Origin of the sequence: Bradyrhizobium sp. CCBAU 25338, from assembly GCF_028128965.1 — a bacterium.
GTDB lineage: Bacteria > Pseudomonadota > Alphaproteobacteria > Rhizobiales > Xanthobacteraceae > Bradyrhizobium > Bradyrhizobium liaoningense.
The window spans coordinates 134,783-148,705 of the sequence record NZ_LFKY01000043.1; the positions used below are offsets into that span (position 1 = coordinate 134,783).

Annotated in this window: 16 protein-coding genes; 7 read left to right on the forward strand and 9 right to left on the reverse strand. The window is 62.6% G+C overall.

Annotated elements, in window-relative coordinates:
• Window positions 1-15: 15 nt before the first annotated feature.
• The 4 genes from polX to ACM42_RS34205 form a co-directional block, all read right to left on the reverse strand.
• Window positions 16-1,728 carry a DNA polymerase/3'-5' exonuclease PolX gene (gene polX / locus ACM42_RS34190; protein ID WP_271532520.1) on the reverse strand — a complete coding sequence of 571 codons (1,713 nt, stop codon included), beginning with the start codon at window positions 1,726-1,728 and terminating at the stop codon, window positions 16-18.
• A gap of 81 nt (window positions 1,729-1,809) precedes the next feature.
• The gene (locus tag ACM42_RS34195; protein WP_271532522.1) at window positions 1,810-3,198 is read right to left on the reverse strand and encodes a nicotinate phosphoribosyltransferase; all 1,389 of its coding nucleotides are present in this window, start codon (window positions 3,196-3,198) and stop codon (window positions 1,810-1,812) included.
• A complete protein-coding gene (locus tag ACM42_RS34200) occupies window positions 3,195-3,860 on the reverse strand; it encodes a phosphoribosyltransferase (protein WP_271532524.1) in 666 nt (221 codons plus the stop codon). The genes ACM42_RS34195 and ACM42_RS34200 overlap by 4 nt, the downstream gene beginning before the upstream one ends.
• Entirely contained in the window at window positions 3,806-4,306 is a 501-nt protein-coding gene (locus tag ACM42_RS34205) for a hypothetical protein (RefSeq protein ID WP_271532526.1), read from the reverse strand. The genes ACM42_RS34200 and ACM42_RS34205 overlap by 55 nt, the downstream gene beginning before the upstream one ends.
• Before the next feature lie 27 nt (window positions 4,307-4,333).
• Between ACM42_RS34205 and ACM42_RS34210 the strand changes: the two genes are divergently transcribed.
• The gene (locus tag ACM42_RS34210) at window positions 4,334-5,029 is read left to right on the forward strand and encodes a hypothetical protein (RefSeq protein ID WP_271532528.1); all 696 of its coding nucleotides are present in this window, start codon (window positions 4,334-4,336) and stop codon (window positions 5,027-5,029) included.
• Window positions 5,030-5,045: 16 nt separating this feature from the next.
• Here the strand turns inward: ACM42_RS34210 and ACM42_RS34215 are convergent, their stop codons facing one another.
• A complete protein-coding gene (locus ACM42_RS34215) occupies window positions 5,046-6,074 on the reverse strand; it encodes a ribose-phosphate diphosphokinase (protein WP_271532530.1) in 1,029 nt (342 codons plus the stop codon).
• Between the two features lie 27 nt (window positions 6,075-6,101).
• Window positions 6,102-6,668 (reverse strand): HPF/RaiA family ribosome-associated protein, encoded by a 567-nt coding sequence (locus ACM42_RS34220; protein ID WP_271532532.1) that lies wholly within the window; start codon window positions 6,666-6,668, stop codon window positions 6,102-6,104.
• A gap of 173 nt (window positions 6,669-6,841) precedes the next feature.
• Here ACM42_RS34220 and ACM42_RS34225 point away from each other — a divergent pair, with 173 nt between their 5' ends.
• From ACM42_RS34225 to ACM42_RS34235, 3 genes are all read left to right on the forward strand, one after another.
• Window positions 6,842-7,270, forward strand: a complete 429-nt coding sequence (locus ACM42_RS34225; RefSeq protein WP_271532534.1) for a DUF2267 domain-containing protein — start codon at window positions 6,842-6,844, stop codon at window positions 7,268-7,270.
• An 18-nt stretch (window positions 7,271-7,288) separates the two neighbouring features.
• Window positions 7,289-7,954 (forward strand): dienelactone hydrolase family protein, encoded by a 666-nt coding sequence (locus tag ACM42_RS34230; protein ID WP_271532536.1) that lies wholly within the window; start codon window positions 7,289-7,291, stop codon window positions 7,952-7,954.
• Window positions 7,955-8,267: 313 nt separating this feature from the next.
• Window positions 8,268-8,696 carry a universal stress protein gene (locus tag ACM42_RS34235; RefSeq protein ID WP_271532538.1) on the forward strand — a complete coding sequence of 143 codons (429 nt, stop codon included), beginning with the start codon at window positions 8,268-8,270 and terminating at the stop codon, window positions 8,694-8,696.
• A gap of 178 nt (window positions 8,697-8,874) precedes the next feature.
• Here the strand turns inward: ACM42_RS34235 and ACM42_RS34240 are convergent, their stop codons facing one another.
• Together ACM42_RS34240 and ACM42_RS38530 are read right to left on the reverse strand one after the other, a co-directional pair.
• A complete protein-coding gene (locus ACM42_RS34240; protein ID WP_271532540.1) occupies window positions 8,875-9,216 on the reverse strand; it encodes a response regulator in 342 nt (113 codons plus the stop codon).
• A gap of 427 nt (window positions 9,217-9,643) precedes the next feature.
• A complete protein-coding gene (locus ACM42_RS38530; RefSeq protein WP_333922502.1) occupies window positions 9,644-9,952 on the reverse strand; it encodes a hypothetical protein in 309 nt (102 codons plus the stop codon).
• Window positions 9,953-10,167: 215 nt separating this feature from the next.
• Between ACM42_RS38530 and ACM42_RS34250 the strand changes: the two genes are divergently transcribed.
• The 3 genes from ACM42_RS34250 (at window position 10,168) to ACM42_RS34260 (ending at window position 11,426) form a co-directional block, all read left to right on the forward strand.
• Window positions 10,168-10,404 (forward strand): DUF6894 family protein, encoded by a 237-nt coding sequence (locus ACM42_RS34250; RefSeq protein ID WP_028182355.1) that lies wholly within the window; start codon window positions 10,168-10,170, stop codon window positions 10,402-10,404.
• 197 nt (window positions 10,405-10,601) lie between these two features.
• On the forward strand, window positions 10,602-10,802 hold the full coding sequence (locus ACM42_RS34255) for a hypothetical protein (protein WP_271532544.1): 201 nt from the start codon (window positions 10,602-10,604) through the stop codon (window positions 10,800-10,802).
• A gap of 6 nt (window positions 10,803-10,808) precedes the next feature.
• The gene (locus ACM42_RS34260; protein ID WP_271532546.1) at window positions 10,809-11,426 is read left to right on the forward strand and encodes a hypothetical protein; all 618 of its coding nucleotides are present in this window, start codon (window positions 10,809-10,811) and stop codon (window positions 11,424-11,426) included.
• On the opposite strand, the gene ACM42_RS34265 is transcribed toward ACM42_RS34260, so the two are convergent.
• Window positions 11,423-13,717 carry a heavy metal translocating P-type ATPase gene (locus ACM42_RS34265; protein ID WP_271532548.1) on the reverse strand — a complete coding sequence of 765 codons (2,295 nt, stop codon included), beginning with the start codon at window positions 13,715-13,717 and terminating at the stop codon, window positions 11,423-11,425. The genes ACM42_RS34260 and ACM42_RS34265 overlap by 4 nt on opposite strands.
• Between the last annotated feature and the right edge of the window lie 206 nt (window positions 13,718-13,923).

The following is a 13,923-nucleotide window of genomic DNA, read 5'->3' on the forward strand; positions in this document are numbered from 1 at the left end:
GATCAAAGAGCCAAATCAGCGCCTCAGCAGTCTTCGCAGACTGGACAACGGCAGCGTGTTGATCACGTCGGACGCCCCCAGCCAGCCGCGGCGTGCCTGATCGACACCAAATCGCATGTTGTTGAATCCAGCCACCGCATGAGCGTCGGTCGAGATGGCGAGCTTGACGCCTGCCGATTTCGCCGCATGGGCGTGAAGGTCCGTGAGGTCCAGCCTGTCGGGATCAGCATTCAACTCGAGACAACAGCGGCGGGCGGCGGCGGCCGCGACCATCGCCTCGACGTCCACCTCATAGGGTTCGCGCTCGCCGATGAGCCGCCCCGTCGGATGGGCAATGATGGACGCATGACTGTTGTCCATCGCGCGGATGATGCGCTCGGTCTGCAGTTTACGAGACATATCGAACTTGTAGTGCACGGCCGCGACGACGATGTCGAGCCGCGACAGGATCTTGTCCGGCAGGTCGAGGCGCCCATCGGCAAGGATGTCGACCTCCGCTCCCTTGAGGATGACAAAGCCGTCCAGCTTCTCGTTCAATCGGTCGATTTCATCGATCTGACGACCCAGCCTAGCGGCATCCAGGCCATGGGCCACCGTGACATGCCGGCTGTGGTCGGTGATGGCGATGTAGTCGTAGCCTCGCTTTTTCGCGGCGGCTGCCATGTCCGCAACCGGCGCCGTACCATCGCTCCAGTTGGAATGGACATGCAGGTCGCCCCTGATATCGTCGAGTGCAATCAGCCTGGGAAGCTTGCCGGCCTTTGCAAGGGCGATCTCGCCGCGATCCTCGCGCATTTCCGGCGGAATCGCCGCAAGGCTGAGCTTGCGGTAGATTTCCTCTTCGCTTGCGCCTGCTATGCGCCGCTCGCCATCGAACAGGCCGTATTCATTGAGCTTCCAGCCATGGTCATTGGCAAGGCCGCGCAGGACGATGTTGTGGGCCTTCGATCCCGTGAAATACATCAGCGCCGCCCCGTAACTCGCCTTTGGGACGACCCGCAGATCGACTTGAAGGCGAGAGCGGAGGACTACCGTCGTTCTGGTCGGGCCGTGCGCGAGGACCTTGGCGACATTCTCGTACCTGGTGAGCTTGTCGCCGATCGCCACGCCGTTGTGCGCGGCCACGACGATGTCGAGATCACCCACGGTATCGCGCCTGCGGCGATAGCTTCCGGCAACCGCGATCTGATCCGGCTTGGTACTGCGCAGATAATCCAGCAGCGCCTCCGCTTCAGCCTCGGCCTCTGACAGCTTGAAGCGCCGTTCCGCCTGCGGCTTGGCCAGCGCGGCCGCGAGCTTCTCCTCGCTCTTGGCCCCGAAGCCTTTCAGCTCCCGCAATCGTCCCGACCTGATCGCCCGCCGCAAATCCTCGAGCGAACGGACAGCCAACTTGTCGTACAGCAGCTTCACGCGCTTGGGACCGAGCCCGGGAAGCGCCGCGATCTCACCGAGATCACCCGGCAGCTCGCGCTTGAGCCGGTCGAGCACATCGAATTTGTGCGTCGCGACGATGGTTTCGATCTTGCCCGCGAGATCCTTGCCGATCCCCGGTAGCTCGGAGAGATCCTCGCCTGCTTTCAGCAAGCTCGTGATGCTCTTCGGCAGGCGCTCGATGAGACGGGCCGCGTTTCGATAGGCGCGGGAGCGGAAAGGATTGTCGCCCTTGATCTCCAGGAGCTCGGCGGTCTGGTCGAACATCTCGGCGATTTCAGCGTTCTGAACCGGCACAGGCGCTCTCCATGCCATGATACGCTAGGCGCACACCTGGCGTTCGCTTTGATTCAGATCAGAAGGACCTGCGGCAGAGGCCTACCTCATTTTCAGGTCGACAGCGGCTGCCAATTGTTCGAGCCGGGCCGCCACATGGACGGGATAGGACGAGCGGCTTTGAAGGCCTTGAAAGCCCCTCGGCAATCGCTCCAACTCCAACTGCGTCCGGGCGTAAGCGCGGATGTCCTGGAGCGACGGCTGACGCGCTATCGGACGGCCCTGTTGCAGCACAGGGACGATCAGGGCCTCTCCTTCTTGAACGTCGTCTTCTGTCGACAGCACGTCCGACGCCATATGGCCGTCGGCATCGTAGCGGCGCCACACCTGCTTGCGGCCGGGCCAGGTTGCCTTGCCGGTCGAACGCTTCCGCCGCGGCTCGCCGGCATATTCCTGCAGCTTATAGGCGCAATCGAGCGCCGGTACGTCGGACGATGTCGCCAGGCTGGTGCCGATCCCGACGCCATCAATAGGGGCGGCCTCGCGGACAAAGGACAACAACGTTTCTTCCTCGATGCCGCCGCTGACGAAGATGGTCACGTCCTTGAGGCCCCCCTCATCAAGGATCCGCCTCACACTTCTCGAGAGCGCCACCAGATCGCCGCTGTCGATCCGCACCCCGCGGATCGCAATTCCGAGCGCCTGCAGGCGCGGGGCCATGGTCACGACCTTCCTGGCCGCCGCCTCGGTGTCGTATGTATCAATCAACAGCACGAGATCCTTCGGCCGCGCGTGCGCAAACGCTTCGAAGGCGGCCGTCTCGTCGTCGAACGACTGGATGAATGAATGCGCCATCGTGCCGTAGGCCGGAATCCCGAAGCATTTTTCCGCGAGAACGGTCGCAGTGCCGGCAAAGCCCCCGATATAGCTGGCCCGCGCACTCAGAAGACCGGCTTCGGCGCCATGGGCCCGGCGCAGCCCGAAATCGACCAGCAGCTTGTCCGGTGCGAGCAGCGCCATACGGGCGGCCTTGGACGCGATCAGCGACTGGAAATGCAAGACGTTGATCAGCCGGGTTTCGAGAAGCTGGGCTTCGGAGAGCGGAGCCGTGACGCGGAGGATCGGTTCGTTGGCGAAGAACACCGTGCCCTCGGGCATAGCATGAACGTCGCCGCTGAATTGGAAATCGGAAAGATAGTCAATCAGGCGCGCGCTGAACCTGCCGCTGCGGATGAGCCAGCTCAGTTCGTCATCGGAAAACTGCAGACCTTGGAGGAACTCCAGCGCCTGCTCGAGCCCGGCCGCCATCAGGAAATTGCGCTGCGGCGGAAGCTTGCGGACGAAGAACTCGAAGACCGCGGTCCCGGTCTGGCCCGCCTCCAGGTAGGCCTGCACCATGTTCAACTGGTACAGATCGGTCAGGAGTGCGCTTGGTGACGTGTCCCTGCCAATCCCGGAAATTCTCGTCTCCCCGGCAGCCTGAAAGCTCATGAGGTTGATGCCGTCGTCTTCTTGGCCGGGAACCGCTTCAGGATTGCGACGACTTCGTCATCGCTGACCTGGCTGAAATCACGGTAGTAGTAGCCGATCGCGCCAAAGTCCCGCAGCGAATCCAGGCAAACGATTGCGTCGACCTCTCCGTGCAGCCGCTGCAGCGTCTCGAGAGGCGCCACCGGTACCGCGAGGATCAGTTCCTTTGGCCCCCGATGTCGCAGCGCCCGGATCGCTGCGAGCGTCGTCGCGCCCGTTGCAATACCGTCGTCGACGATGATCGCGACCTGTCCCTTGACGTCGGACCGGGCGCGATTGCCCAGATAGCGTTCGCGTCGCCTGTCGATCTCGACAAGCTCCTCCTTGCAGATGGCGTCGAACGTCTCCTCGCTCACGCCGGTTAAATCGAAGATGTCCTGGTTGCGAACGATGACAGGCTGCTCCCCGTCCACGACCGCGCCCATCGCAAGTTCCGGCTGCATGGGCACGCCAATCTTGCGCACCAAAACCAAATCGAGAGGCGCTTCCAACCGTTCCGCCACCTCCGCCGCCACGGGAACGCCGCCGCGCGGCAGCGCCATGACCACGGGATGGCGATTCCTGTACTTCACCAAGGCTTCGGCCAACTGGCGGCCGGCATCGTTTCTGTCTCGAAACAGCATATCGGCAGATCCGCTTGAATTTCAGTCAGACTATTGCGCCGGGGGCCAGGATCGTTGATCAGCGTCAAACCGTATCGCTGTTCGTTTGGCAATAAGTTGTCATGTTGGAGCGCCAGAATGAAGTTTTGATCGAGGATGCCGCGAACGACAGCATCTCTGCCTTGATCCGCAAGGTCGCTTTCCTGAGCCGACCCGAGAGCTACAGCCCCGTTCCCGACCGCCTTCAGGCGCGTGAGACTCACATGTCCTGGGTCTTCATGAACGGCGCGCGGGTCTACAAGCTCAAGAAGCCGGTGCGCTTTCCCTATCTCGACTTCTCGACGTCGGCTCGCCGCGGAACCGCATGCCTGGCGGAAGCCAGCCTCAATCGCCGGCTTGCGCCTGACGTCTATCTCGGCGTCGTGCCGCTGACCGAAAGTTCCTCGGGCTACGCGATCGGCGGCCACGGTCCAGTCGCTGACTGGCTTGTCGTGATGCGCCGCCTGAACGAGGATGAAACGCTCGAAGCCATGCTGCGCAGCGGCAAAACTCGCAGCGCCGACGCCGAGCAGCTCGCGACGGTTCTCGCCCGCTTCTATTCGCATGCCGCGCGGGTCCTGATCGAGCCAGAGACTTACCTCGCCTCGCTGCACGAAGCCGCGATCCTTGATTGGCGAGTTCTCCTGAATCGTAGCTTCGGCCTGCCGCATGGCACGATCCTGCGTGTTGCGTCCGTTCAACGGCGATTTCTCGAACAGAATGCTCAAACACTTATCGAACGGGTCTCGCGAAGGCTCGTCGTCGATGGTCACGGCGACCTGAGACCGGAGCACATCTGGCTGACGCCCCCTTATCCCATCATCGACTGTCTCGAGTTCAATTCCCGTTTGCGAGCCAGCGATGCATTGGACGAGATCGCGTTTCTGCATCTCGAATGCGAGAGGCTCGGCGGCCGATGGTTCGGTGACGCGATCCGCCGACGGCTGGCACACACGCTGCACGACGATCCCGCGAGCGGCGTATTCCTGTTTTATCGGATTGGTCGCGCGATGCTGAGGGCACGCTTGTCCATCGCGCATTTGTTCGATGCGCACCCGCGCACACCCGAAAAATGGCCCCGCCTCGCGCGTGCCTATCTCGCCCTCGCCGAAGCCGACGCAAAGCAGCTCAAACGGCTGCTCGCCCGATGAATGGAGTAAGGCTTCGTCAAGCCTGGTACATCAACAGATCAGCAAGAGATTCGTTCTGATGCAGCCGTCTGACGGCTTCGGCGAGCAGCGGAGCCGCCGAGATCACCTCAAGCTTGGCAAGCACAGGCCCGGGAGGAAGCCGGAACGGCGGAACGGTATCTGTGGCGATGATGCGATCGATCGACGCGTCCGCAAGTGCCGTCTCGGCCCCCGGCATGAACAAGCCGTGGGCAACACACGCAACGACGGCTGTTGCGCCATGCGCCCGCGCCGCCTTTGCCGCACGGACCAGGGTTCCGCCACTGCTGATCAGGTCGTCGACCACGACACAGAATGCATCAGTCACGTCACCGGCAAACAGGTCGCCGGACACCCGGCCCGAGCTACGATGCTTCTCGACGAAGGCCTTTCCTATCGGCCTCTGCAACGCCTTCTCAAGAGCTTCGCGCAACAGATCGGCTCGCTTTCCACCACCCAGATCCGGGGACACAACACTGATTGGCCTGTCGCCCGCGATCGGCCTGATTTTTTCGATCAGCAGCGGCGCCGTCGTGAGTGCAACGGAGGGACAGCGAAAGGCGTTCTCGAAGGCAGCTTCGTTATGCACATCCAGCGTCACGATCCTGTCCGTACCGACCGCCTCGAACAGAGACGCCAGATAGCGGATGGTCACGGGATCATTGTCCTTGGTTCGGCGATCCTTTCGCGCATAGCAAAGATATGGCGTGACCGCGGTCACGCTCGTGGCGCCCGCGTCCTTCAGCGCCCCGATCAAGAACAGCAGGCGACAAAGCTTGTCATTCGGGCTCTCGACGGGGCCACCGTGAAGACTATGAACGACATAGACGTCGCAACCGGCTACCGTATCGAGCGGACGGATTTTGTGTTCGCCGTCTCCAAAGCTGCGCTCTTCGTGGGCAGCCAGCGTACAGCCCAACGACGTCGCGATGTGCTCGCCCAACTCGGCGCTGCCGTCCAGGGCGAACAGGCGCAGCCGATCGCTCCGCGTCAATGCGGTCCGAGGCATCCAACTACTGTCCATCATGGCCACTCCAGAGTTTGGTCATGGAACCTAGGTCCGCAAGCTGTGCTTGTTCAGAACCCTGACCGTGCTGGCCTGCGGCCCCTTCTCTCCGAGTTCCTCGACAAAGCTCACACGCGAGCCGACGGCGATGTTAGCGCGCCCCTCCACAACGCTGTTGCAATTGAAGTAAATTTCTTGGCCGTCGGTCCCTTCCAGAAAGCCGAACTCGCCGCTGGGATCGATACGCACGACGGTTCCAACCGGCTCTCCTTCGTGGAGCTTGGTCTGGCCATGCATCACACGCACCTGGTCCTGCAGCTGCCGCCGTGCGCGCTTGAATGCATCGTCCACCGCGAAGGTCAGATCGGCATACCTCTCGTCCTCCTTGGGCGTCCGTCCGACATTGACCTCGCGCCCTTCGGGAAGGGACAGCCGGATGCTCACCTGGTACTGACCGCCCGTCTTGTGACGATCACCGGGGCCTCTCACGATGATGCGGCCCGCTGTCGCTCGACCGTAGCGCTTTTCCAGCTCAGCGATGTGCCCGTCGATCGCAGCTTGCAGCTGCGGGGACGGCGTCACGTGTTCGAACTCGATTTGAGCCGGGGTTTGCATGGTTACGCTCCTCCTATCAAATGCCGAATTTGAGCACACGATGCGCCCAGAGCTTTGCGCGAGATCAACCCGATCCGATTGGCGATCCACCGTGGGGAACCTTGCGGCACGTCAAAGCAGGCGAGCCCGAGCCTGCAATAGTTAGCGATCGTCTCTGATCCGGGAGCAACATCATGAGCACGTCCACTGGTGTGACTGCGTTGGACCATTCGGTCCAAGAGACAAATGTCTGGCTCAAGGCCATCGACGAGCAGCTGGCCCTGGAGAACCGTCATCAAGCCTACAATGCGTTGCGAGCCGTCCTGCATGCATTGCGCGATCGCCTGCCGCCGGAGGTTGCCGTCAAGCTCGGGGCTCAGCTCCCGATCATGGTGCGAGGCATCTACTACGAGGGCTGGCATATGGCTGCAACGCCGACCAAGGAACGGCATATCGAGGAGTTTGCGGCACATGTCGCCAGGGAGCTTCCGCCGCAGTTCCCGCTCACTGCGCTCGGCGCAGCCCGCGGCGTTTACGAAGTGCTGTGGGAGAAGCTGGATCCCGGCGAATTCGAGAAGCTGATGGCCCATCTTCCGGCGCCGCTCAAGAATCTGCAGGGCTGACCGGACCGTGGGCGGTTCATGAAACGCGATCAATCGCTCGACGTTCTCATTCCGCCGCTGGGGCTGGCAGGAAGGCTGACGCTGCCGGAAAAGGCTCGTGGCCTGGTCGCGTTTGCGCACGGCAGCGGCTCGAGCCGGTTCAGCACCCGGAATATCGCGGTCGCGCAGGGACTCAATGCACGCCGCTTCGCGACGCTGCTGTTTGATCTTCTCACGCCGCAAGAGGAGCAGGATCGATCGAACGTCTTCAATGTTGCAATGCTTGGACAACGGTTGGTCGCGACTGTCGACTGGCTTCAAGGGCTTGAACCTGCGGTTGCCTGCCTGCCTGTCGGATTGTTCGGCGCCAGTACCGGCGCCGCGGCCGCCCTCATCGCGGCCGCTCAGTTGCCTCACCGAATTGCCGCCGTGGTCTCACGTGGCGGCCGCCCGGATCTCGCGGGCGAAGCCCTGCCCCATGTCCGTGCGCCGACCCTGTTGATCGTCGGCGGCGCCGATTTCGGCGTGATCGAGCTCAACGAGGAGGCGCTCACCTGGCTTGGCGGACCCACGGCACTGGAAATCATTCCTAATGCAACGCACCTGTTTCCAGAGCCGGGCGCCATGGACGCCGTCATTGAACATGCGGGCCGATGGTTTGAGCGGTATCTTCAGCCGCCAGCGCCAGTCCGCGCCGGAGACTAGAGGAGAGACCATGAAGCTCCTGTCCAGCGCTTTTGCCGACCGATCGGCTATTCCGCGGCGCCTCACCTGCGACGCGGCCTTGTCGATAGCGCGGCCCAGAAAACCAGACTGAAGCAGGCCACCAGCAATCTCCGGAGGGTTGGCTTTGGTTCGGCACGTATCGCAGATAGCCGCTCGCGATGCCCATCACAGTCGCCAATCGCACGCGGGTTTGCGGCCAGAGGCTGTTCGGTGGCCCGGCAGGGCTTGAGCTGGATCAGTACGGTGCCGATCAACCCCGGCAGAATGTTCAAAAGGCCCAGGGGACTTTCTCATGACGAACATCATGGTGGCAACCGACGGATCGAGCGGCGCATGCCGCGCAATCGACGTGGCAGCCGAGCTTGCCAGAGCGTTGGCATGCGATCTCCTGATCGTCACGGTTGCCGATCGACTTCTGGGCGAAGAAGTCCGGCAACTTCCGCACGGCGGAGCCACCGCCGGTGACCTGTTGGAAGCCTTGACGGGGCAGACCCTCAAGGCCGCGCAAGCCCGTGCGCGCGAAGCAGGTCCCATCCGCATCGAAGTTCGGACATGTTGGGGCGACATCACCCAATCCCTGATCGATCTCGCGGCCCAGACGTCGACCAAGATGATTGTCGTGGGACGGCGCGGACGCGGCCAGCTGACGGGCTTGCTGCTCGGCAGCGTCTCCCAAAAGCTCGTCAGCCTCGCTCCTTGCGCAGTGGTCGTCGTTCCCTGAAGCGGGATCGGCCGCAAACCGTCGATGGGGCGGACGCAGAATTAACGGACGGCGCCCCGCGACAGGCCGCCCGAAGGAGCGAGCATGGGATCGCGACGCGCACGGCAAGCGTCCTCGGGATGAGGGCCGGGACGGCCAGACGTGAGGCAACGTGGTTGTCCTCGTGGGCTTTGCTTCGCTACCAAATCGCCACGGCCTTCATGAGTTCAGCTGGCTGCAGTGGCTTGCTGAGAAATCGCGCTTGCGAGGGCATTTCGGTTACGTGAGGATGCCTCTTGCCCGACATCAGGACCAATCTGACGGGCGGCCATCGATCTCTCACCGCGCTCGCCAGCTGCAGTCCATCCATGGAACCGGGCATGTCGATATCGGTCAGCAGCAGGTCGAACATGCTCTCCGCCAGCATCCGGACGGCAATATCGGCGTTCTCTGCCACGGCCACCTCGTGGCCTGCTTCCAAGAGTTGAACTTCAACATCCATGAGAATGAGGGGCTCGTCTTCGACGATCAAGATCTTCAACGGCCCGCTCCTGAGATGAGACCAATTCTTTCCAAGTCCCCCGCTCGAGCTAGGTTCCAGAGACCATCAGAAATGGCGCCAGCCCCCACGGCCTCGCAGAAATCATCATCACGGATGAACTCGCAAAAAGGGCCTCGGAGCCGCCCGATCATCTGCGCGAGAAGCTTGCGTTTCGGGATTCGGCGGATGACATGGCCGATAATCCGAAAGCGGTGCTGCCTCGCCTGGTGCGGCTCGCGATGGAGGCCTGCGGAGCTGAATCGGCGGGTATTTCCCTCCGGGAGCACGAGGGGTCGGCGGCCTCATTGATTGCGCGCGCATCGCGCGCTTCAACTGTCAGCGTTTGGCCGCTGAGGATTGCTCCTCATCCACCGATGAGCGCCTCCCCATCCCTGACGCCGAAACAGCAGCACTGCCGAACACGTCCCTATTCGCGTCGACCAGTCGACTTGGCCTCCCGAGCCAGGCGCTCCGCCTTCAAGCGCTCGCGGTTGTCTTGAAACGACTGTTGCGCTATTTCATAGTCACTCGGCTGTTTCGTCGAGTCGACCTGCTTGAACTGCTTGTTGGCCTCGCGCATCGCTCGAGCCGTGCGATGGTCATTTGTCCTCATTTTGTTATCCTTCGATTGTGAACGCGGCGCCCGCCGGTCACGTTGCCTGATCGTCTGAGGCAAATAGCGCGTGCAAGCAGCTTGATCGATCGTCGTGGCTGGCCACCACAGTGCTGCGCTCATGGCATCTTCGGGCGCGGCTGCTCGCAAGCCCATCCAAGTCAACTCATCGTTCGACCGCGAGTTCCCTACTTCCAGACGAGCCCGGATCGAAGAAGAATTAGCTTGGAACATCGGACCTCTTGCCGCATATTTTCAGGTATCATCGACATCAGCCAACCATGGGCGTCGGTGACTGAGAGACTACGCGCGCTCCCGCCTGCAGAGGGAGCGCCGTGATGACCCGGTACTACTTCGACATTAGAGACGGCCAGGACCTCTACCCCGACGAAGAGGGCCTTGATCTCGCCGATCAAAAGGCGGCCGAGATCGAAGCTGCAAGAGCGCTAGGCGATTTGGCCAAGGACCTTCCCCCACTCGATGAGCGCCAGCACATGGCGATCGAGGTTCGAACGATGAGTGGACCAATCTTCCAGGCCGCCTTTGTATTTGAGATCGCCCGGCTGAAGCAATAGGGCCGGGTGCTTTGAGATGGGCGCTCGTCTTGCGATCCGCCTGCCGTCTCTGCCCCAGCAAGGGACGGAGACACTCTCTTGATACGATTCCAAAACAATAGCAGCGGCGACGCTGGATGCTTGCCTCTGGCTCAAGAGCGACCAGCATCCCGACTGGATTTTTGTCACCTTATTGGGGCAGGCGGAAGAAGATGACTATGTCGCCGCTCGCTATATGTACTAGGCGCACCCAGACAGCTGTCTGCGCGACGATGAGCGGCACCAGGCCGATGCGGCTCGCCGGCATCCAGAATGACGGTTTCACCTGGCATGAACTCATCGGCCGGCATGACATGAACGCGCCTTTCGCGTCGGACGAGGTGCGCGCGACAAGAGAACGCAACGCCTCGGAGCAGTGAGACTCAATGAATGCCGAAGCATCCGAGGAGGTCATTGAACTGCGGGTCGACGACATCGCCCAGCTCTTTCACACGCTCGATCCTTTTCCGTTTCGCGAGCGTGACCTCGATCGGGAGGCGGAGGAGTACATTGTCGGCTGGGCGCGAGAGCTTTCGGGCCGGGCCTCGATCCGGATTCGAATCCATCATCCCGACACTGATCTGCAAGCGAAAGCAGCCCTGGACCTCCGCGAAGCCTTTGGTCACTATTTCGCGGATCGAGCGAATGCAACTCAAGGAGATATCAACGAGTTGTTCAGAATAGGCCGCTGGTCGCTGGCGATCGGTCTCGCCATTCTGATCACATGTCTGCTCTTTGCGCACCTCGTTGTTGGCGCGCTGTTCGCCAACCCCTTGCGGCGCCTCCTGGAGGAAAGCCTCTTGATCTTGGGCTGGGTTGCGAACTGGCGCCCGTTGGAGATCTTTCTATATGACTGGTGGCCGCTCGTTCGCCGGCGTGATCTGTACCGACGCCTTTCCAAGGCTGTTATCGAAACCCGGCCGCGTCTTGCGGATCGGAGCGAAACCAGCGGATTAGGCGGTCGGGCCGGTTCAAAGGAAGATTTTCGCGGACAGTCAAGCTAAGCTGGTTCCTCGGCGACCGCTTCGTAGATATCCTCCTCCTGAGCCGTGTGCATGCGCACCAACGTTTCAATCGCCTCAATCACTCGTTGAGCGTCTCGGATCAGATAGCGGTCAATCTTCTCTGACGGCAGATCCTCCGCGATCCGGACAAGTAGCCGCGCAAGATGCAGGATCTCCCGATGCGCGCGGCTCATGGCGGACAGGCCATGGCGGTCGCGCAGCACCTCGGCAAGCTTTGGGTAGACGCTGTCCTCATCCCCGCGCTCGTGAGTCACGACGCTGCTCTGAACCAGGCGATGGGCTTCCCCAATCAACGCCGTGGCGGATTCTGGCGTCACGTCGTCCAGCGCGTCGACGATCTCGCGCAGGCGGTCGAGATCCTTGAAGAGGGCCTGATGATCGTGATGCAAGGTCAAACCTTGCTCTGTCGTGATGCGCGGACCGCCCCTGACGAGGGCCGGAGTGAGCGCCCGCAGCGCGTTCAGAATGACCGCAACATCGATCACCTCCTGGACGATCGCCGCGGGCACGGGATCGAGCCAGCCAAGAGTGGCGGCGACCATTGCCACCAGTGACAACCCCATGCCGACGACAATGCTTTGCAGGGCGATACGCCGTGCCTGCTGTGCAATCACGATCGCTTCGCCAACCCGATCGAGCCGGTCCGCCAGAATCACCACATCTGCGGCCTCGGACGAGGCGCTCGCGCCGCGAGCGCCGAGCGCGACCCCGATGTCGGCCACGGCCAGCGCTGGAGCATCATTGATGCCGTCGCCGACCATGATGGTCGGATGCAGGCGCTGTTCGGTACGCACCGCCTCGACCTTGTCCGAAGGGACGCGGTCGGCCAGCACGGCATCGAGGTCGAGCGCCGCACCGATGGCCTGCGCCGCTGCGGCGCGATCGCCAGTGACCATCACCATCCGCGCAATTCCAGCATCGCGCAGCAGCCGGATCGCGCGTGGCGTATCGGCCCGCAGCTCGTCGGCCAGTAGCAGCGCGCCGATTGGACGCCCATCCACAGCAATGAAAACGATCAACGCCGAACGCCACGAGGCGCGCCGGATGGCGCGCAGTTCCCACGGCGACAGCTCGGCACGTGAGAGAAGCATCTCTCGCGAGCCTGCAGTGACCTGGCGTCCATCGATCAGGCCGCTCAGGCCAGACCCCATGGTCTCCTTGACGTGTTCCGGCGGCTTCAGCTTGAGACCGCGATCGACGGCGGCAGCAACGACCGCCTTCGCGAGCACATGATGCGAGGCTTGCTCGAGCGATGCCCCAAGCGTCAGGACCTCGTCCGCGTCCTGCCCCGGCGCGACCTCGACAGAGAGCAACCGCGCCCCTCCCACGGTCAGGGTGCCGGTCTTGTCAAACAGGACGGTGTGCGCACGCGCCAGCGCCTCCAGCGCCGCTCCGCCCTTGACCAAGATGCCGCGGCGGGCGGCCTGCGCCACGCCGGCGATGAAGGCGACGGGTGCGGCCAAGATCAGTGGACAAGGTGTCGCCGCCACCAACACAGCAAGGCTACGGGTCAGATCGCCGGAGATGCGCCACGCCACGAAGGCCATGACGAGCGTCACCGGCAGAAAGATCAGCGCATAGCGGTCGGCCATTCGCACGAAGGGAGCCTTTGCCGTCTGGGCCGCCGTCACCATCCGCACGATGCCGGCGTAGGTGCTCTCGCCAGCCGGCGCGGTCACGGTCAACTCAAAGGTCTCACCAGCATTCAGTGAACCTGAAAGCACTGCGCTGCCGCGTGTCTTCTCGACCGGAATGGGTTCGCCTGTTACCGCGGACTCGTCGATCGTGGCCGAGACCGAGCCGACGATACCATCGACCGGCACAATCTCGCCTGCCCGCACCAGGAGCTGCTCGCCGACCGCGACTTCCTCGATCGGCACGTCCTCGATCCGCTCGTCGTTCTTGCGATGAGCCTGCCGCGGTGCCCGATCAACCAGGGATCGCAGGTCGCGCTCCGCCCGCGCGATCGCGATGTCCTCCAGCACATTGCCGCCGGAATACATGAGCGCAACCACGGCGCCGGCAAGTGGCTGGCCCAGCGCCAGCGCCGCGCTCATCGACAGCAGGGCAATCGCGTCCACGCCCAGACGGCCGCCCAGCAGGTCCCTGACGATCGAGACCGCCAGTCCGCCGATCACGGGCGCAGTGCCGAGCGCCCATGCGAGATCGGCCAGATCGAGGCGGCCGGCGGCTCGCGCAAGAATACCCGCGGCCAATCCTGCGATTGCAATCGCAACCAGGGTCCATCGCAAGACCCGCTCAAACGACATGGTTTGGTCCCACAGCTACCGGAACGTCACTCTCGCCCGAAACCAGCACCGTTGTTTGAGCAGAATCAACCGCAGAGATGAAGAAACGCCAATTCGCAAGCGCGCCTTCACAGGGATCATTGCAAGGCCAGGCGCAACTGGCGTATGCGGGGCGATAACGAGAATCTCTGCCACTCACGGACCGCGACGTCTCGCGTTCTATCCAC

Coding starts and splice junctions, on each gene's coding strand:
- ACM42_RS34225 (WP_271532534.1), top strand. CDS start 6,842: ATGAGCACGTCCACTGGTGTGACTGCGTTGGACCATTCGGTCCAAGAG.
- ACM42_RS34260 (WP_271532546.1), top strand. CDS start 10,809: ATGAATGCCGAAGCATCCGAGGAGGTCATTGAACTGCGGGTCGACGAC.
- ACM42_RS34195 (WP_271532522.1), bottom strand. CDS start 3,198: ATGAGCTTTCAGGCTGCCGGGGAGACGAGAATTTCCGGGATTGGCAGG.
- ACM42_RS34265 (WP_271532548.1), bottom strand. CDS start 13,717: ATGTCGTTTGAGCGGGTCTTGCGATGGACCCTGGTTGCGATTGCAATC.
- ACM42_RS34215 (WP_271532530.1), bottom strand. CDS start 6,074: ATGATGGACAGTAGTTGGATGCCTCGGACCGCATTGACGCGGAGCGAT.
- ACM42_RS34210 (WP_271532528.1), top strand. CDS start 4,334: ATGCGCCGCCTGAACGAGGATGAAACGCTCGAAGCCATGCTGCGCAGC.
- ACM42_RS34255 (WP_271532544.1), top strand. CDS start 10,602: ATGTCGCCGCTCGCTATATGTACTAGGCGCACCCAGACAGCTGTCTGC.
- ACM42_RS38530 (WP_333922502.1), bottom strand. CDS start 9,952: ATGAGCGCAGCACTGTGGTGGCCAGCCACGACGATCGATCAAGCTGCT.
- ACM42_RS34200 (WP_271532524.1), bottom strand. CDS start 3,860: ATGCTGTTTCGAGACAGAAACGATGCCGGCCGCCAGTTGGCCGAAGCC.
- ACM42_RS34220 (WP_271532532.1), bottom strand. CDS start 6,668: ATGCAAACCCCGGCTCAAATCGAGTTCGAACACGTGACGCCGTCCCCG.
- ACM42_RS34230 (WP_271532536.1), top strand. CDS start 7,289: ATGAAACGCGATCAATCGCTCGACGTTCTCATTCCGCCGCTGGGGCTG.
- ACM42_RS34235 (WP_271532538.1), top strand. CDS start 8,268: ATGACGAACATCATGGTGGCAACCGACGGATCGAGCGGCGCATGCCGC.
- ACM42_RS34250 (WP_028182355.1), top strand. CDS start 10,168: ATGACCCGGTACTACTTCGACATTAGAGACGGCCAGGACCTCTACCCC.